The following is an 18,553-nucleotide window of genomic DNA, read 5'->3' as shown; positions in this document are numbered from 1 at the left end:
TGACCTGAAAACAATCGAGATGGGTTATTTCAAGTTACACACTGGAGAGGAAGGTAGAGCACATGTTCTCTCTCCTTTCCCATGGGCAACTGCGGGCCAAGGCTGGCCTTCTGCTGCTCCAACCAGATGATCAGATGTCCGTTCTCAGGGTAGTATTCCAGAACATACTTAATGAAGTCATCAATTGTACATGGCTCGCTGAAACCTCCCATCCACTGATGAAAGTGGCTGTGCACTTCGTTGGCTATGGTAATCAGGTTGGAGAGACTCGCTGCAAGCTTTGGATAGTGCGCTTCAGAGTAGAGATGATGAACCGTTAGGCTACTGGCTGCTTTTCGAGTAACTCTACAAAGATTTCTATCCCTTTTTCTTGCAAGATCTTTTGCCTTTTCTATCTGATTTTGTCGATCCTGGATTGCCTTGACGATTACCTGAATCTGAGGTTCAATGCGTTCGCTAACATCTTGACACCAGTCTTTTCTGTGGTTTTGCTTGAGAACCTCTCCCATAATCTTGGCAAGCTCATAGATACCTCGTAAAGAGAGGTAAACAGTGTCATCATTACCAAAACGTGCGTAATGAATGTCTTTGATTAACTTACTTTGCTTCGATGCAAGCTCAAGCGCCTTCTTAAGATAGTCAGTTCGAGTTCCAAAGATCATCACAACATCTCGAAGAGATAACCAAAACTGATCTTGTCTTTTGACCAGAGAGGAGCTGTTCTGAAGGATCCTGTGATCCACGAGAGCTTTCTGCTTCTTGCGATGCTCTTCCTTGAACCAATTTCTAATGCTTGTACCTGTAGAGGATTTGGGATCTTGCTCTGTTCGAGATCTTAAAAAGGATAAAATGGCATAAGCACCGGACTGCGTGTATTCCCTTAGCCCAGAACTTTTGTTGATAACACGATAGTCTTTACCTTCCACCAGTTCCCACTCATCATCGGGGATCCTGTCAAAGTGAGCTTCAATCTGCCTGAGTTCCTCAAGGCTGATACCCAAGAAATCGGCGAGCTTGTTTGAGGAAACATAGACTATAGCCATTGCTCGAACTTCTCCGTAAGGCTTTTGTAGAAAAGAGTCAATCGCTGGAAAATTTTGTCATCTCCCGTCGGAGAATCGGGATGGTAAATCTTGCTCAGGCGGTAGAAAGCAGCTTTGATGTCTTCATCGGTAGCTCGGTCAGGGTCAAGCCCAAAAACCCGCCAAGGCAAGTCGTACTTGAAGATGTTGATCCCATTGATGCAGCCATACCCCTCTTCCCCCTCTTCGTTGGGAAGGATCCCGATGTGCTGACGATAAATGCGCTCCAAATCGTCTATTTTGGATAAGTTCAGTTTGCCCATACCACTGGTTGCCAGTCTGAAGCTGGCTAATTTTCTCAGCTCGGCTGCGTTTTTAACGCCAAAGTGGTTGTAAATGGCTTTCTGCAGCTCTTTGACAGACAGCCGGGGCGGTGGCTGTAGCTGCCTGACTACAAACCGGGCAAAATTCTCTAGGAGTTCCTTAGAAATGCCATAAGTATCCGAAAGACGCTGGATTTCTGCGGCAATCGCCACCTGCGGGTCGGGCCCAGCTCCTTCTTTTGAGGTTGTCCTGGTTGCTTTCGGTTTTGTGCTGGTGGCTTTTCTGGGCACGGTTTCTCCTCAAGTCAGCAATGCCAAGTGCAAATCCGCACAAAACTCATAGGCTACCCATGAACTTATCTGCCCGATGAAGGAGAGGATCTCAAATTAGCGTAACAACGTTGTCGGTAGCCGTAAAGCCCTGCACCACATAGGATGCACCATGGCGATGCCTAGTTGGATAGCTTGGTGTGGGGAGCGGATCCGCACGGGGAATCCCCTGGGCAAATTGCGCCCACATTCGGTCGTTAGAGCACCCTCCCCCTGGAGCGAGCGTATTTTTCGGATACTTTTCAACCCAAGGTCTGGGGCCGCCTTTGTTTTCCTTCAGCTTTTGGGGATCAGCCGCTTGGGGCAGGCGGCGCGGATGTGGGATTCGCTCAGATCGGGCATGAGGGCCAGGGCCCGTTGGGCATCGATTTGCGCTTCGCACACCGCCTCCAGCACCTGCTCGGCCATCAAGGAAAGGGGCATATCGGCGGTTTGCTCAGGATCGGTATCCTCTCTAATTTGTCGCACTCCCACCGGTGGGGGTGGCAACACCGGCGGAGCCGACTGGGGGGGCAAGGTGGTGGAGGTACCCACATCCAACTGCGCTTCGGCCAGGGCTACACCGCGCCCTGCCACCAACAGGGATCCCAGCAACAGGGATCCCCCCAACCTACCCATTTCTTTGCTGAGCGGGGCGCGCTTCTTCAGACCTTCTCCAATGCCACCGCTGCCCAATCTCTTGCCCAGCGCTTCGCCGCTCATCTTAACCCCTCAAAGACCACCCCTTTGTTCAAGATATCCAACAAACCTTGGATTTGCAGTAGGCTATCGTTGGCTCCCAAACCGCTTGCAGACCCCCCTATGGCTCGTCTATCCCAAGAGCTAGCCCGATTTGCCTGCCTTCCCGCCAACCCAGAGCAGCCTGAGGGATCCCCACCCGTGGCGATCTGCGTTGAAGAGATTCTCAAACTGGCGGGCGAGCGCAGCTTTGGCTTGTTTTTGGCAGTGCTGTCTTTTCCCTCGGCTTTGCCTCTGCCGGCCCCTGGCTATTCCACTCCCTTTGGCGTGGTCATCCTACTGCTGGCCCTGCAAATGCTGGCAGGGCGAACCACTCCCTGGTTGCCGCCATGGGTGCTGCAGACATCCATTGAACGGAAGCAATTGCAAAAGTGGGTGCAGGCCGGGATCCCATGGTTGCAGCGCATTGAAAAAGTTGCCTGCCCCCGTTGGCAACGAGTCTGCACCAGCCGCCTGGGCCAGGTCTGGCTGGGCACCTGGATTGGTTTGATGGGCATTTCCATGATCATTCCCGTGCCCGGCACCAACACCCTGCCGGCGATGGGGATCTTCGTCACCGCCTTCGGTCTCCTGGAAGAAGATGGGCTCCTCTGCAGCCTGGGATCCCTGATCTGTGTGGCAGGGGGGCTACTGACCACTTCCATTTTGGTGGGCCTGTGGCTGGGGGGAACGACTCTGTTGGATTGGCTGAGAAGATAGCGCCCTAGCAGCCCCTCTCCCGGAGGGAGAGGGGAGTTGGGGATCGAGACAACGCCCAGCTTCACCGATGGAAAGACAGTGAGAAGTTGTATCGCCTGCGTCTTGTTGCAACGGACACCCCCGCGCCGCTAGCGGGATTGAGGAACTAGCGCCAGATCCTGGGTGAGGCGCAGCTCGATCACCTGGTTGGGATCCAACACCACCACCTGCGGCGCTGTCACGTTGCCGATCACCGCTCCGGCCACCCCTGCCCCCAGCACTTCTTCTGTGGCAATGGCATTATCGCCGGTTACCAAGCCGAGAACGGCGCCTGCTGCCGCGCCGATGGCCGCATCTTGGATGATCTTGCCTGTGGTGGTGTAGCGGGGATCCTTGACATCGCGGATTACATCCGATTGAGCGGCCAAGGGGAACAGTTGGTTGTTGACGATGATGCTTTCCGCCACAAAGCGCGTGCCGCCCGGCGCCGGCTCAAAGCGGCCATCCACCCGTGAGCCAAAAGGCACCAGGATGTCCCCCTGGCCGTTGCGAATTGGGTTGCGAACGATCAAGGACATAGGGCGAGTTTCGTTGGGGGCGATGAAGAGGCGCTCGTTGAAGGGGGTGGTGGTCTGTATCAGAGTGCCCGCCGCCAGCGTGGAAAGGCGCAGGTCAAAGCCGGGCTGAGGGGTGGAGAGCCAATTGCCTGGGTTCTGGGCCACCAGGGATCCCCGACTGAGCAGGGCCTGGTGGGTAAAAGCAGCCACCTCAGCACGGGTGGCAGGACGGTTGGGCTCCAAGAGCATGGGATCTGGGTAATTCACGATCAGGCCGGCGCGGTTGGCGGCTGCAATTGGCGTCAGGGCCCAGTTGGGAATGGCTGCCGCGTCACGGTAGCGGCTGAACAGCTCGCTCGGCTGGGCCACGGGGATGGCACTTGTGTTGCCAAGGGCGTTGGTCAGGATCACCAGCGCCTCGGTGCGGGTAACGGGCTGTTCGGGTCGGAAGGTGCCGTCCGGGAAGCCGGCCACCAAGTTGTTGGCTGCCGCCGCGGAGATAGCGTTAGCCGCCCAGTGGGTAGGGGGCACATCCCGAAAGCCGATGAAGGTACCAGAGGTGTTGCGGAGGCGAAAGGCAGTGGTGACGAGGGTGGCAAACTGAGCACGGGTCACCGGCTCGTTGGGACGGAAGGTGCCATCCGGGAAGCCGTTCAACACCCCTTGAGCGGAGAGAGCCTCAATGTAGGTTTGGGCCCAGTGACCAAAAGTGTCGCGAAAAGGGGCGGCCATAGCCACCTGGCAATGAATGCCCAGTGCGGCTCCCGATAGGAGTAGGCCGGCTGTGCGTGGGGTCAACAGAGAGGGAAACATCGTGCATTCACCAAGTTGTCGTAGCGCCCATTGCTGGGTCAATAGCTACTCTTATTCTGGCTATTTCCTCAGTGGTGACAATGGCTGAAACCCTCTCTGTATAGCAGTTTGAGCGTTTCCAGCCTAAGATTTGCAAGAAAACGCAACCATAGAAGATCGATAAGGAAACTGCCGAATCTATTTCGCGTCAAGCCATTACGCCTAAGCCCGGTCACTCTTGAGGATAATGGCCATTTCGGGAGCAGCCAACAACTACAGCTTTTTCCGGCGTTATCTACTACAGCCAATGTAGATCGATCTCTTGCGTAGGAAGGATCTCGCTTGGCTACAGAACTCCCATGAAGTCGGAAAAAGCTGTAACCAGAAACCGAATTGATCGCAAATTAATCGGATCCCAACCGGCAGGCCACCTGGGAAGGAAGCTGGGCCAAAGGGATCCCTTCGAGGATCTCGGCTGCAAAAGCATAGGTGAGGAGTTGCCTGGCCTGGGCCTGGGGAATGCCGCGGCTTTGCAAATAGAAGATTTCTTCGGCCTCCAGTTGGCTGACGGTGGCCCCGTGGGCACATTTGACGTTGTCGGCAAAGATCTCCAACTGCGGCTGCGTATCCACCCGCGCCTTGGGGCTCAACAGCAGATTGCGGTTGGTCTGGGCGGCGTCTGTCAGTTGAGCTGCTTGGCTCACCAAAATGCGCCCGCTGAAGACCGCACGGGCCGCCTCGTCCACGATGCACTTGTGCAATTGGCGGCTGCTGCCGTGGGGCGCTTGATGCACCAGGCGGGAGTGGGTGTCGCTGTGCTGGGATCCCTTCAGCAGGGTCAGTCCCTGCAGGTGGGTGTGGGCCTGGGGTTCTACCTGGACAAGCTCCAGGTTGTGGCGGGAAAATTGGGATCCCCACTGGATGGCCTGCAGCCGGTAGTGGCTGTGGCGGCCCTGGCGCACAGCAGTTTGGTTGATGTGAAAAGCCTGGGATCCCTGCCGCTGCAGGATCACATGGTGTAGACGGGATCCTTCGGCCAGGGCAATCTCGGCGACGGCGTTGCCAAAGGGGATCCCGGCCCCCCAGGAGAGGTGATCTTCAATCAGGGTGAGGGAGCTGTGGGCCTGCAAAGCCACCAGACAGCGGGGCTGGGCCAAAACCGCCTCTCCTTCAGAGGCCACGGTTATCCAGAGCAGGTGCAAGGGCGGCAAAACCTCCTGCTGGGGCGGCAGCTCAATCTGGATCCCATCGCCTAGATGGGCAGTGTTGAGGGCGCTGAAGACATCGAGCTTGACGATGGTTTGCAACCATCCAGGAGCCGACTGGCTTAGGGGAGCAATTCGCAGGGCCGAGGGCAGGCCGCTCAAGTCAGAAAGGTGGGGAGCAAAGTAGCCGTTGACGAACACCGCATAGCTGTGACGGCTCTCCGGCCACAGCCAGGGATCCAGCACGGCCTTCTCTAGCGTTGCCTGTCCAGGGCCGGCCAGGCGAAAGGTGTGGGCCACCAGCGGCGAGAGGTCGCTGTATTTCCAGTCTTCTTCGCGGGGGGTGGGGATCCCCAGTTCCGCCAGTTGGGCGCGGGCCTGCTGTCTCAGGGTGGTATGGGGATCTTCCACCTCTGGGATTTGGCGGAGGATGTGCTCCAGAAAGGGACGGCCAAAACCGCTGGCGTCGCTTTCTCGAACCGAGGACTTGGGCACCGCAGCGCTCATCCCACCTCCTCCTTGAGCCAGTCATAGCCCCGCTCTTCCAGCTCCAGCGCCAAAGTCTTATCGCCGCTGAGGACGATGCGCCCCCCTTCCATCACATGCACATAGTCGGGGGTTACATACTCCAGCAGGCGCTGGTAGTGGGTAATGAGGAGCATGGCCTTCTCAGGGCCGGCCAGTTGGTTAACGCCCTGGGCAACGACGCGCAGCGCGTCGATATCCAGGCCGGAGTCCGTCTCGTCTAAGATAGCCAGCGTCGGCTCCAGCACCGCCATCTGCAGGATCTCGTTGCGCTTTTTCTCGCCGCCGGAAAACCCTTCGTTAACGGAGCGCTCCAAAAAAGCGGGATCCATCCTGACAATGCTCAGTTTTTCCCGCACCAAGTCGTCAAAATCGAGGGGATCCATTTCCGGCTGATCCCGATATTTCTGCCGGGCGTTGTAGGCGGCGCGCAAGAAGTCCAAGTTGCTCACCCCCGGAATCTCGATGGGGTATTGAAAGGCCAAGAAGATCCCGGCCCAGGCCCGCTCCTCCGGCTCCATTGCCAAGAGATCCTTGCCCAGATAGAGGATCTCGCCCCCTGTTACCCGGTAGTCGGGGTGGCCGGCCAAGATCTTGGAGAAGGTGCTTTTCCCGGAGCCATTGGGCCCCATGATGGCGTGGATCTCGCCGGCCCGGATTTCCAGGTTCACCCCTTTGAGGATAGGGGTACCGTCGATCTCAGCCGTGAGATCGCGGATAGATAAAATGACAGGGCTGTTTTCCCGGATCATGTCAGCAGTTCGTCTTGGGTCGAAGTATTGGCGGACAGACCTACCCCTTCAGCGCCGCCCCCAAGGTGGAGCTGCGCCAGGCTGCTCGGCAATTGGCAACGAGCATAGCCGCTCGACAGGGATCTAGCCAACGGATCCCTCTAGCTTCAGGCTCAGCAGCCGATCCGCCTCGACGGCAAACTCCATCGGCAATTGGTTGAACACCTCTCGGCAGAAGCCGCTGATGATCATGGAGACGGCGTCTTCTACAGAAATGCCGCGCGACTGGAAGTAGAACAGTTGCTCTTCTCCGATTTTGGAAGTGGAAGCTTCGTGCTCTACTTTGGCAGTGTTGTTTTGCACTTCAATGTAGGGGAAGGTGTTGGCGCTGCACTGATCCCCAATCAACATGGAATCACACTGGGAAAAGTTGCGGGCGCCTTCTGCCTTGGGCCCAATTTTCACCAGGCCGCGATAGCTGTTTTTGGAATGCCCCGCCGAGATGCCTTTGGAGATAATTCTGCTGCGGGTGTTGCGGCCTATGTGGATCATCTTGGTGCCGGTATCGGCCTGCTGGTAGTGGTTGGTCAGGGCCACTGAGTAGAACTCGCCCACCGAGTTTTCCCCCACCAGCACGCAGCTCGGATATTTCCAGGTGATGGCCGAGCCGGTCTCCACCTGCGTCCAGGAGATCTTGGAGTTGGCCCCCTGACAGAGGCCGCGTTTGGTCACGAAGTTGTAGATGCCGCCCTTGCCGTTTTCGTCGCCGGCATACCAGTTCTGCACCGTCGAGTACTTGATCTCGGCATTGTCCAGGGCAATCAGCTCCACCACCGCCGCGTGCAGTTGGTTGGTGTCGAACATGGGGGCCGTGCAGCCTTCCAGGTAGCTGACGTAGGATCCCTCGTCAGCAATGATCAGGGTGCGCTCAAACTGGCCCGACTCGCCGTTGTTGATGCGGAAATAGGTGGACAGCTCCATCGGGCAGCGCACCCCTTTGGGCACATAGACAAAGGAGCCATCGCTAAACACTGCCGAGTTCAGCGCCGCGTAGTAGTTGTCGGCAATGGGTACCACCGTGCCCAGGTACTTGCGCACCAGCTCAGGGTACTCCCGCAGCGCCTCCGACATGGAGCAGAAAATGATCCCTTCCTTGGCCAGCTTTTCCCGGAAGGTGGTGGCCACCGAGACGCTGTCGAAAATGGCGTCCACCGCCACATTGGCCAGCCGCTTCTGCTCCGACAGAGGGATCCCCAGCTTCTCAAAGGTTTCCAGCAGCACGGGATCCACTTCGTCGAGGCTCTTTTTCTTCTCCTTTACCTTGGGAGCCGAGTAGTAAACGATGTTCTGGTAGTCGATGGGCGGGTAGGTCACATTCGGCCAGGTGGGCTCGCTCATCTTCAGCCACTGGCGGTAGGCCCGCAGCCGGAACTCCAGCATAAAGTCCGGCTCCCCCTTCTTGGCCCAGATTTGCCGAATGATGTCCTCATTTAAGCCTTTGCCGATGGACTCAGAGGCGATGTCGGTAACAAAGCCGTACTTGTAGGGCTGGCTAATTAGGGTGCGGACGCTCGTAGACATGGATGGCTCTCGGTTAGGGACAGGGGCAAAACAGATGGCCAATTAAAACAACATGGTTGTTGCTTAACTAATCCTCAGGTTACTTTAGCAATGATCCCCTTGTCAAAGTAGCGGTGCTGGCAGCGGCAGCCGAGTAAACCCAGTCTAACCAGGAGGGCGAGGGTGGAGAGCGCGCGCAAGATCACCGATCCGTTCACGCAACCCGTTTCCAGCAAGCAGGCTATCTTGATCTACCTACGCAAGACGGGGCAGGCCACCGCCCAGACTCTGGCAGAGCACTTGGGCATTTCTCCCCAGGCCATTCGCCGCCACCTCAAGGATCTGGAGGCAGAGGGGCTGATCCACCATGTCGCTCAAGCTAGCGGTTTGGGCCGCCCCCAGCACCTCTATCAGCTCAGCCCCCAAGGAGAAGCGCAATTCCCCACCGGCTACGACGAGTTTGCCCTCGGTCTGCTCAATACGCTGGCTGAAACCCTGGGATCCGAACAGATGGGATCCCTGCTCCAGCAGCAGTGGCAGCGCAAAGCCCAGGAGTACCAAGCCCAGATGGGCTCCGGATCCCTGGCCGAGCGGCTGGAGCGCTTGGTGCAGCTGCGCCAGGCAGAGGGCTACATGGCGGAGTACTACCCCTATCCTGCCAACCTGGCTGCCCCGATTGCAGCAGAAGGCGCTGAGGAGTACGTCGAGCAATATGTCTTGGTGGAGCACCACTGCGCCATCGCCCAGATTGCCCAGCGCTTTCCCAGCGTCTGCGGCCACGAGCTGGAGATGTTTGCCGCCGCCCTGCCCGATTGTCGGGTAGAGCGCCTCACCTGGCAGGTGAACGGAGAACACCAGTGCGGCTACTGGATTGCCAAGCCAGGATCCCCTCCTAGACCCAGCCACGAGTAGCAGTTCGTCCTTTGCTGGGCCTACCTCAGGTGACGGCTTCGGAAGACGGGCAAGAGCAGCTATGGATGCATAAAAGTATAGCTATATGGTAGTATAAGCATGAACCAATCTGGATTTTTCCTATGTCAGAGCTGGAGAAGCCGCGCCAAGGGGTGGGGCGGGTTACCGCTTACTTTATCAACAACGCCCAGCTTACTTCCTTGATTATTGTGGGCCTGGCCATCTTTGGCCTGCTGGCAGCGACCTTGACCCCCAAGGAAGAAAACCCGCAGATTGTTGTCCCGGCAGCGGATGTAATTCTGCAGTATCCGGGGGCCAGCGCCGAGGTTGTGGAGAAGACGCTGATTACTCCTGTGGAAGCGAAGCTGCGGGAGCTGACGGGGATCGACCACATCTACTCGGTGGCCCAGGCCTCTGGCGGCTTGATCACGGTGCAGTATGAGGTGGGGGAAAACTGGGAAGACAGCCTGTTCAAGCTGCAAAACCATCTGTTTAGCCACCCGGAGCTATTCCCCCCTGGCGCCAGCTATCAGGTGCAGCCGGTCATCATTGACGATGTTCCCATCGTTACCCTGACCTTGACGGGGGCCGACTACAGCGACGATCAGCTACGGCGGGTGGGAGAGCGGCTGCTGGAGGATCTGCGCAGCCTTCCCAACACGGCCAACCTGACGCTGGTGGGCGGGCATCCCCGCACCATTCGGGTGGATCTGGATCCGGAGCGGCTGGCCAGCTATGGTCTTTCCCCGACCCAGGTGGCCCAGCGCATTGCCGCCGAAAACTTGCAACTGCCGGCGGGAGACGTGGAGGTGGGATCCCAGCAGATCCGCCTGGAGGGGGGACAGCGGCTGGCTTCGGCTGAGGACGTGGCCGCCATTCAGATCAAGCCGGAGGTCTATCTCAGAGATGTAGCCAGCGTGCGGGATGAGTTTGCCGAGCGCACCTCCCTGACCCGCATCCACTTCCGCAGCGACGAGCCCATCACAGAGCCCTATCCGGATCCGCGCCGCCGCTCGACGGGAGAGTGGATCACCCAGCCGGCGGTCACCATCGGCATTGCCAAGAAGCCGGGAACCAACGCGGTCACCGTAGCCAAGGCCATTTTTCGGCGGCTGGAAGAGTTGCGGCCGCAGTTGCCTCCCGGGATCCAGGTTGCCGTCACCCGCAACGACGGGCGGACGGCCTCAAAAGCGGTTGGGAACCTCTACAACAGCCTCTTCCAGGCCATCGGCATTGTGGTCGGCCTGCTGTTGATCTTCCTGGGCTGGCGGGAGGCGGCCATTGTGGCTTTTGTAATCCCGTTAACTTTGGCCGGCACGCTGGGCGTGGGCTGGGTTGCCGGCCAAACGATTAACCGCATCACCCTCTTTGCCCTGATCCTGGCCCTGGGCACCTTGGTGGACGACGCCATCGCCGTTACGGAGAACATCCACCGTCGCTTTGAGCTGCGCCCCGGCATGAACTTTCGCGAGAAGGTGGAGGAGGCGATTGCCGCGGTGGAGGAATTGGGTGTGCCGGTTATTCTCTCCACCATCACGGTCATTTTGGCCTTCCTGCCCATGCGCTTTGTCACGGGGATGATGGGGCCCTACATGGGGCCGATCCCTTTTAATGTGCCGGTGGCGATGATCATCAGCACAACGCTGGCCCTGACGGTTACCCCCTTTCTGGCGGCCCGCTGGATTCGCCTCAAGCCCTCCACCGAGGCCTCTCCACCCCAGCTTGCTCTGGAAGAAACGCGCCTGTATCGGCTCTACCGCCGCCTGATGCAGCCGCTGCTGGAGTCGGCCTTCCGGCGGCGTCTGCTGATTGGGGTGGTCACTGGCCTGTTCTTGGCCAGCTTTCTCCTACCCCTGACCCAGGTGGTAAAGTTTCGCATGCTGCCCAAGGCGGACAAGGACACCTTCCTAGTGCAGTTGGATATGCCGCGGGGGACGGAGCTGGCCGCTACCGACGCTGTAGCCCGCGAGCTGGAGGAGGTGCTCAAGCAGGATGCCGAGGTGTTTAGCTTTGAAACCTACGTCGGTACGGGGGCGCCGGTGGACTTCAACGGCCTGCTGCGGGGATCCTACCGCCGCGAGGGCGAGGATGTGGCCGACATCCGCGTCCACCTCAGCCAGCCGGAAGCCCGTCGGATCGACTCGGAAGGGATCGTGCTGCGCCTACGGCCTGCTATGCAAGCGGTGGCGGAGCGGCACAACGCCATCGTCAAGCTGGTGGAAGATCCACCTGGGCCGCCCGTGCGGTCTACCCTGCTGGCAGAAATTTATGGCCCCGACTACGCCCAACTGCGGCAGTTGGCCAAGCAGGTGCGCCAGGTGTTTGGCGAGACGGAGGGCGTGGTGGACATCGACGACTCGGTGAAAAACCCCATTCCCCAGTTGACCCTGAAGGTGGATCCGGAGCGGGCCAACCGCGTCGGCCTGACCACGGCGGAGGTCTCCCAGACCTTGAGCTTGGCCCTGCGGGGATCCACCGTCAGCATCCTGCAACTGCCCGGGGAGCTGACACCCGTGGGGATCCATGTCCGCCTCGAGCCGTCGGCCCGGCAAAGCCTGGAGGATCTCAACCGCATTCAACTGCCGACGCCGACGGGATCCCTGGTTCCCCTGTCGGAGCTGGTGGAGTGGGTGCCCACGGTGGCCGACGAGCCCATCTTCCATAAAGACCAGCGGCCCGTGGCCTACGTAATGGGCGAGATGGCCCGCCGCTCCTCGGTCTATGCAGTCTTGGATCAAATAGCCTATTTCTGGCGGCATCCCCTCCCCAAGGGCTTTTGGATCCAGTGGGATGGGGAATGGAAGCTGACCCTAGACGTGTTCCGGGATCTGGGCCTCGCGATGCTGGTGGCCATTTTGTTGATCTATCTCATCCTGGTGGGCCAGTTCCGCAGCTTCAAGGTTCCGCTGATCATCTTGGGCAGCATTCCCCTGGCCCTCATCGGCATCCTGGTGGGCTTTAGCCTCAACGGAGTGTACTTCAGCGCCACGGCCATGATTGGGGTGATCGCCTTGGCGGGGATCGTGGTGCGCAACGCCATCGTCTTGCTGGAGTTTATCGCCGATCAGCGGGCCCAGGGGGTCAGCCTGGAAAAAGCCATTGTGGCAGCCGGGGCCGTTCGCTTTCGTCCGATTTTGTTGACCAGCATCACCACCATGTTGGGCACGGTGCCCATCTTGTCCGACCCGGTGTGGTCGGGCTTGGCCTGGACGCTGTTGACGGGGATGTTGACCTCTTCCGCCTTGACCTTGGTGGTCATTCCCATCTGGTTCTACGGGGAGCAAATCCGTCTTGCCAAAAAGCTGGCTCTGGAGCAAGCTGCTGCTTAGCCATCCCACCCGTAGAGAAACTGTTTGAGAGCCACCCTTCGAGAAGGAGACAAGACGATGTGGACATACCTGAGAAGATGGCTCTTGCTGGCGGTGGCCTTAGGCAGCTTGGGCTGGGGCGCTGCCGCAGCCTTGGCCCAGCCGGATCCCGCCCAACTGGCCAAAGCGGTGGAGTCCGTAGAATACCTGGATCAACTGCGGCACGGCCTGGCGGCCAGCTTGGCCGGATCCTCACCTGCGGGGGTGGATGCCGAGACCTTCAAACAGGTTTGTCGCCCTGTGGCGGTGCAGGCGCAGGCCCTGGCCCAAGAAAATGGCTGGCAAGTTAAGCAAATTGCCCAAAAGTACCGTAACCCGGAGCACGCCCCCGACAATCTACACGCCACGATGGCCCTGGCCCGTTTCCAGCGGGATCCGGAGCTCATTGGCTTTTGGGAGCGGGAAGTGCTGGCTGGCCAGAGGGGCATTCGCTACTACCGCCGCATCAACGTCGAGGCTAGCTGCCTGGCCTGTCATGGGCCCAAGGACTCGCGACCGGCCTTCATTGTCAGCAAGTACCCCCAAGACCGGGCCTACGACTTCAAGGTGGGAGACCTGCGGGGCATGTACGCCGTGTTCATTCCCGAAGAGGAGGAATCTCCTCAATAGCCCCTTGTCCTAGGGAGAGGAAGGGGACTCTGTATTATCTTTTTATCGACATATAGTTATATAGTTTGCCAAAATAATGATGGGAGAAGGTTGCAAAGGAGTTTAATTTCTATGGACGCTGCCCTGGTTCCGTTTGAAGAGCCGCCGCTGTCGCGGCGCCGTTTTCTCAACTTCCTGACCGGCTCGGCGCTGGCGGCGGTGGCGGGTTCGGTGCTCTACCCGCTGGGCCGCTATCTCATCCCGCCGGCGGAGGGATCCGCCAATGGATCGGCCCTGGCCAAAGACAAGCTGGGGAACCCGATCCCGGCGGAGCAGATCTTGGCAGAGCCGCCTGGGACGCGGGCGCTGGTGGCGGGTCTGGCGGGGGAGCCCACCTACCTCACCGTTAGGGAGGGGGGGAAGCTGGACGAGCAAGGGCTGGTGAACAACTGTACCCACCTGGGCTGCACCTTCCCATGGAACCCGCTGGCCGAAGAGTTCCAGTGTCCTTGTCACGGATCCCGCTATGCGGCTGATGGCTCGGTGATTCGAGGGCCGGCAGCGCTGCCTCTGAAACTGGTGCGGGTGGAGGTGCGGGAGGGGTGGATCTGGCTCTCTCCCTGGTTGGATGTCGATCCGCGAACGGGGAGTCTGCCCTGGTGGGTGTGAAGGAGGGCGCTCTTGGGATCGGCTTCTGGCCGCAGGTTTTTTTCATCAAGTTCAGAAAAGAGGGGGAGCAGTTTTGATGGCTCGCGTCGTCGTCATTGGGGCTGGGCTGGGAGGGCTGCCTACTGCCTACGAGCTGCGGCATCTTTTGCCGCAGGGATCCCACCAGGTAACTGTAGTCAGCAATACTCCAAAGTTTACGTTTACCCCTTCTCTGCCGTGGGTGGCGCTGGGCCTGAAGCGGCTGGCGGACATTCAGGTGGAGCTGCCGCAGCGGCTGGAGAGGAAGGGGATTGAATTTATCCAGGGCACGGTAACCGACTTGCAGCCGCCAAAGCGCACCCTGCGGGTTAACGGGGAGCCTCTGGCCTACGACTACTTGGTGGTGGCCACGGGAGCGGAGTTGGCCTTGGACGCCATCCCAGGTCTGGGGCCGGAACAGGGGTTTACCCAGTCGGTGTGCACGCCGCACCATGCTTTGCTAGCTCAGAAGGCGTGGGCAGAGTTTCTCCGCCAGCCGGGGCCGCTGGTGGTGGGGGCGGTGCCGGGGGCCAGTTGTTTTGGGCCGGCCTATGAGTTTGTCTTGCTGGCCGAGGGGCAGTTGCGAAAAAGAGGGCTGCGGGAGCAGGTGCCCATCACCTTCATCACGCCGGAGCCCTATGCTGGCCATTTCGGGATTGGCGGCATGGCGGGGGCCGAGGAGCTGGTGAAACGGCTGCTGGCCCAGCGGCAGATCCGGGTTTTGGCCAATACTGCCATTGCCCGTGTCGAAGAGGGGGAAATCGTGCTGGCAGAAGGGGAGCGGATCCCTTTTGCCTACGCCATGCTGCTGCCGCCCTTCCGGGGAGCCCAGTTCCTGCGGGAAGTCCCCGGCCTGACGGACGCCCGCGGTTTCCTGCCGGTAACTTCCACCTACCAGCATCCCGACTTCGATAGCTTCTATGCGGTGGGCGTGGTGACCCAGCTAGCCCCTTCCGAGACAACCCCTTTGCCGGTGGGAGTGCCCAAAACCGGCCAGATGACCGAGGCGATGGGGATGGCAGTGGCGCACAATATCGCCCTGCGCCTGGGAGCCCTGCGGGGGGAACCCGTGAGCCCGACGCTGGAAGCCATCTGCTTTGCCGACTTCGGCGATACGGGCATTCTCTTTTTGGCGGATCCTGTCTTGCCGGTGCTGGGGCGCCGCCGCCGCGCCCTGGCCGTACAAGGGCCATGGGTCAGTTGGCTCAAGTCCGCCTTTGAGCACTATTTCCTGGCCAAGATGCGCTGGGGGTGGGCGGTGCCTTGGTTTGAGCGCCTCAGTTTGCAGGGGGTGGGGCTCTCTCTGATAGAGCCCATCTCCAAACCATTGGGAGATTTGGTCTCCCCTTAGAAAAGTTCCGATTTTCTCGTCACGCTCAAGTTACGCCGGACACTTGCGCTATGAAAACTCAAGTCGGCAGGTTGCAACAACAAACGTTTTCCGGCTGGAGCTGGGGCCACCTGGGCTGGGCGCTGCTCTTCCTCTCGCTAGGGGGGCTGGGCGGCTGGCTGCTGGGATCCCAAGGCCGGCCCGGCCAAGGGGGGGCAGCTTTGGAGGTTGCCGGTCGCGTCGGCGGGACAGGGTCCCTGGAAGCCACCGAGGCCGCCCCACTGACCACGCTGGAGGTCAAGCCACGGGAAATCAGCCAAGAGCGGATCCTGGTGGGCAGCCTAGAGGCCGTGGAGCGCACCCCCCTCAGCAGCCGCATCGTGGGCCGAGTCGTGGAGCTGCCGGTTCAGGAGGGGCAGCGGGTGGCGGCTGGATCCCTGATTGCCCGCCTGGATATCAGCGATGTGCAAGCCGCCCAGCAACAGGCCCAAGCCCAGCGGCAACAGGCTGAGGCGCAACTGCAGCAGGCCCAAGCAGGCCTTCTGGCCGCCCAGGCGGGGGTGAGGGGAGCGGAAGAAGCCTTGCGCCAGGTGCAAGCCCAGAAGCAGCAGGCGGAAGCGGAGCTGCAGGAGGCCCGTTTGCACCAAGAGCGGATGCAGAAGCTGCACGCCGAAGGAGCCGTGGCCCAAGCCCAGGTGGATCAGGCCAATACGCGGGTAGCCGTGCTCCTGGGCCGCCTGGCCCAGCTCGAGGCCGGGATCCAGCAGGCCGAACAGGGATTGACCCAAGCACGGGCCCAGCTTGCCCAGGCGGAAAGCCGGATCCCTGAGGTGCAGGCAGCCATGGCCCAGGCCCAGGCAGGGGTGGCGCAAACCCAAGCCAACCTTGCCTACGGAACCCTGGTCGCCCCCTTTGCCGGCGTCGTCACCCGCAAGTATGTGGAGGTAGGGGCTTTGGCGGGGCCGGGCCAGCCGATTGTGGAGCTAGAAAGCAGCGAGCGGCTGCGGTTTTCCGTGGCCTTGCCCGAATCCCTGGCCGGCCAAATCCGGGTGGGACAAGCGGTGCCCATCAACATCGACAGCCTCAACCAAACCGTGGAGGGAACCATCCGCCAAATCATCCCCAGCGCCGACCCCAGCTCAAGAACGGTGGAGGTGAAGGTGGAGATTCCCCCGCTCCCCGGAGCAATGCCGGGCATGCTGGGCCGTCTGAAGTTGGCAGGAGAAACCCGCCAAGCCCTGCTCCTGCCCCAAGCAAGCCTGGTAGAACAGTTCGGCCTTACGGGCGTGTACCGGCTGGTGGACGGCAAGCCGCTGTTTACGCCCGTGGTGGTGGGATCCCGCTATGGGGATCAGGTGGAGATCCACAGTGGGCTACAGCCTGGAGACGAGGTAATCCAGGAAGCGGCTGCCGTCCGGGCTAGATCCTTCTGAAAACTGTTTCCTAGGACAGAAGCCCAGAGTTCTGCTGACTTTCTTGATTTCCACCGGGCTTGCGGGGCTTTCGCCGCTGCGACCTTGTCGGGCTGAGGCGGCGGAAAGAAGTCCCTCACCGCCCTGAAGCTTTTCTCCTCGCCCCGCTTGCAACAGCGTCGCAGAGTGATGGCTACGGAGCGGGCAAGCTTCTTGATCTGGGTGGGAGAAAACCGTCCTCTGGGCTGCGCCTGGGAACCCTGGGAGCGACCCAGAACCTGAACCCGTCTTGGTAAATCCAGTTTCTTTTTGGGTATACTTCCGCTATACTCATCTCGTACAGATTCCGAGTTCCTTCCCCTGAAGATGACCTGGCGCGCTCCCTTTTTTGGCTACTTTAGCTTTCCCTGGCAACGACCAGGGCGGAAGGGTGGCGCGTAAACTATAGAGCCTAGGTTTACCCGAGTCAGTCCTGAAGCCCTGAGCCCAGTGCCAGGGCTTTTTTGATGGCTCGATGCTCCATTCCCTCACTTCCCATCCCTTGCACACAATCTTGCCCACGATGAAGGACAGTTCTATGCCCCCCCAAACCGACAACTGCAACATCCAAGAGGTGACTCCCTTGATTGCCCCTGCTGCTGTCAAGGCCAAGCTGCCGCTGACGGAAACGGCAGCCCAAGTGGTGCTCTCCACGCGGCAAGCCATCCGCGACATCATCCACGGGCGGGATCTCCATCGCTTGGTGGTGATTGTCGGCCCCTGTTCCATCCACGATCCCGAAGCGGCCTTGGAGTATGCCCACCGCCTCAAGCGGGTGGCCGATCGAACCCGCGAGCACCTGGTGATTGTGATGCGCACCTATTTTGAGAAGCCGCGCACCACAGTGGGCTGGAAGGGCCTCATTAATGATCCCCACCTGGACGGCTCCTGCGATATTGCCACTGGCTTGCAACTGGCCCGTTCCATCCTATTGCAGATCAACGAGCTGGGCTTGCCCTGTGCCACAGAAATGTTGGATCCGGTAACTCCCCAATACACCGCAGACCTGGTGAGCTGGGCGGCCATCGGCGCCCGAACCATCGAAAGCCAGACCCACCGGGAAATGGCCAGTGGCCTCTCTATGCCCGTGGGCTTCAAAAATGGCACCGACGGGCGGCTGGAAATTGCCCTCAACGCCATTCTCTCCGCCAGTCACCCCCACAGTTTTCTGGGCATCGGCCAAGACGGCATGACGGCCCTGGTGAAAACCACCGGCAACCCAGACCGGCACATTGTGTTGCGCGGCGGCGGCGGCAAGACCAACTACGGCCCGGAAGATGTGGCGCGGGCGGCGCTGCTGATGAAGGATCAAGGGATCCCGCGCTCGGTGATGGTGGACTGCTCCCACGACAACTCCCACAAAGACTACCGCCAGCAGGGAGCCGTCTGTCGGGCAGTGCTGCGGCAGTACCAAGCAGGGCAGCGGGCCTTGATGGGGCTGATGCTGGAGAGCAACCTCAACCCAGGCAAGCAAACCTGGCAGGAAGGGGCACCACTCAAGTACGGCGTTTCCATCACCGACGGCTGCATCGGCTGGGAGGAGACCGAGGATCTGTTGCAGGAGATGGCAGCAGCCGTAGCAGGGAAAACCTTGGCTTTGAATCACTGAAAAAGCCCCGCAAGACCCAAGCAAGGCAATAAAGTTGTGCTCGGCAGCAGTGCAACTCCCCTCTCCCTCTGGGAGAGGGGCTGGGGATAAGGACAACTGCTGCCAGAGCATCAGACGGGATCTAGGAGTTAGCAGAAAGGGGTACGC

General features: G+C 59.8%; 15 protein-coding genes. 8 read left to right on the top strand and 7 right to left on the bottom strand.

Translation table 11 applies throughout. The features are described from left to right. Positions 1–29: 29 nt before the first annotated feature. From NW858_RS11430 to NW858_RS11420, 3 genes are all read right to left on the bottom strand, one after another. On the bottom strand, positions 30–1,043 hold the full coding sequence (locus NW858_RS11430; protein WP_414520534.1) for a hypothetical protein: 1,014 nt from the start codon (positions 1,041–1,043) through the stop codon (positions 30–32). Then, positions 1,034–1,636 carry a DnaJ domain-containing protein gene (locus tag NW858_RS11425; protein ID WP_414520533.1) on the bottom strand — a complete coding sequence of 201 codons (603 nt, stop codon included), beginning with the start codon at positions 1,634–1,636 and terminating at the stop codon, positions 1,034–1,036. Before NW858_RS11425 ends, NW858_RS11430 begins: the two co-directional genes overlap by 10 nt. A 315-nt stretch (positions 1,637–1,951) precedes the next feature. Next, positions 1,952–2,377 carry a hypothetical protein gene (locus NW858_RS11420; RefSeq protein ID WP_414520532.1) on the bottom strand — a complete coding sequence of 142 codons (426 nt, stop codon included), beginning with the start codon at positions 2,375–2,377 and terminating at the stop codon, positions 1,952–1,954. A gap of 99 nt (positions 2,378–2,476) precedes the next feature. Here NW858_RS11420 and NW858_RS11415 point away from each other — a divergent pair, with 99 nt between their 5' ends. After that, positions 2,477–3,112, top strand: a complete 636-nt coding sequence (locus NW858_RS11415; RefSeq protein ID WP_414520531.1) for an exopolysaccharide biosynthesis protein — start codon at positions 2,477–2,479, stop codon at positions 3,110–3,112. A gap of 128 nt (positions 3,113–3,240) precedes the next feature. On the opposite strand, the gene NW858_RS11410 is transcribed toward NW858_RS11415, so the two are convergent. From NW858_RS11410 to sufB, 4 genes are all read right to left on the bottom strand, one after another. Next, positions 3,241–4,461 (bottom strand): S-layer homology domain-containing protein, encoded by a 1,221-nt coding sequence (locus NW858_RS11410; protein ID WP_414520530.1) that lies wholly within the window; start codon positions 4,459–4,461, stop codon positions 3,241–3,243. Positions 4,462–4,844: 383 nt separating this feature from the next. Next, positions 4,845–6,152 carry a Fe-S cluster assembly protein SufD gene (gene sufD / locus NW858_RS11405; RefSeq protein WP_414333918.1) on the bottom strand — a complete coding sequence of 436 codons (1,308 nt, stop codon included), beginning with the start codon at positions 6,150–6,152 and terminating at the stop codon, positions 4,845–4,847. Beyond that, positions 6,149–6,922 carry a Fe-S cluster assembly ATPase SufC gene (gene sufC, locus NW858_RS11400; RefSeq protein WP_414520529.1) on the bottom strand — a complete coding sequence of 258 codons (774 nt, stop codon included), beginning with the start codon at positions 6,920–6,922 and terminating at the stop codon, positions 6,149–6,151. The genes sufD and sufC overlap by 4 nt, the downstream gene beginning before the upstream one ends. A gap of 123 nt (positions 6,923–7,045) precedes the next feature. Beyond that, positions 7,046–8,482, bottom strand: coding sequence for a Fe-S cluster assembly protein SufB (gene sufB, locus NW858_RS11395; protein ID WP_414333922.1), 1,437 nt, complete (start codon positions 8,480–8,482; stop codon positions 7,046–7,048). A 162-nt stretch (positions 8,483–8,644) separates the two neighbouring features. On the opposite strand from sufB, the gene sufR reads away from it, so the two are divergent. The 7 genes from sufR to NW858_RS11360 all read left to right on the top strand — a co-directional run bounded on the left by sufR (position 8,645) and on the right by NW858_RS11360 (position 18,406). Further along, positions 8,645–9,373, top strand: coding sequence for an iron-sulfur cluster biosynthesis transcriptional regulator SufR (sufR, locus tag NW858_RS11390; protein WP_414520528.1), 729 nt, complete (start codon positions 8,645–8,647; stop codon positions 9,371–9,373). Between the two features lie 122 nt (positions 9,374–9,495). Then, complete coding sequence (locus NW858_RS11385; protein WP_414520527.1) at positions 9,496–12,702, top strand: efflux RND transporter permease subunit; 3,207 nt, start codon at positions 9,496–9,498, stop codon at positions 12,700–12,702. A 57-nt stretch (positions 12,703–12,759) separates the two neighbouring features. Then, positions 12,760–13,350, top strand: coding sequence for a DUF3365 domain-containing protein (locus NW858_RS11380; protein ID WP_414520526.1), 591 nt, complete (start codon positions 12,760–12,762; stop codon positions 13,348–13,350). Between the two features lie 111 nt (positions 13,351–13,461). Continuing rightward, the gene (gene petC / locus NW858_RS11375; protein ID WP_414359196.1) at positions 13,462–13,998 is read left to right on the top strand and encodes a cytochrome b6-f complex iron-sulfur subunit; all 537 of its coding nucleotides are present in this window, start codon (positions 13,462–13,464) and stop codon (positions 13,996–13,998) included. A gap of 76 nt (positions 13,999–14,074) precedes the next feature. After that, a complete protein-coding gene (locus tag NW858_RS11370; RefSeq protein WP_414364003.1) occupies positions 14,075–15,367 on the top strand; it encodes an NAD(P)/FAD-dependent oxidoreductase in 1,293 nt (430 codons plus the stop codon). A gap of 50 nt (positions 15,368–15,417) precedes the next feature. Beyond that, entirely contained in the window at positions 15,418–16,779 is a 1,362-nt protein-coding gene (locus NW858_RS11365; protein ID WP_414364002.1) for an efflux RND transporter periplasmic adaptor subunit, read from the top strand. 556 nt (positions 16,780–17,335) lie between these two features. Then, positions 17,336–18,406, top strand: a complete 1,071-nt coding sequence (locus tag NW858_RS11360; protein WP_414520525.1) for a 3-deoxy-7-phosphoheptulonate synthase — start codon at positions 17,336–17,338, stop codon at positions 18,404–18,406. Positions 18,407–18,553: the final 147 nt, after the last annotated feature.

Origin of the sequence: Synechococcus sp. H55.10 (genome assembly GCF_047502715.1) — a bacterium.
Lineage (GTDB): Bacteria > Cyanobacteriota > Cyanobacteriia > Thermostichales > Thermostichaceae > Thermostichus.
This window is presented reverse-complemented; position numbering and strand designations above follow the sequence as displayed.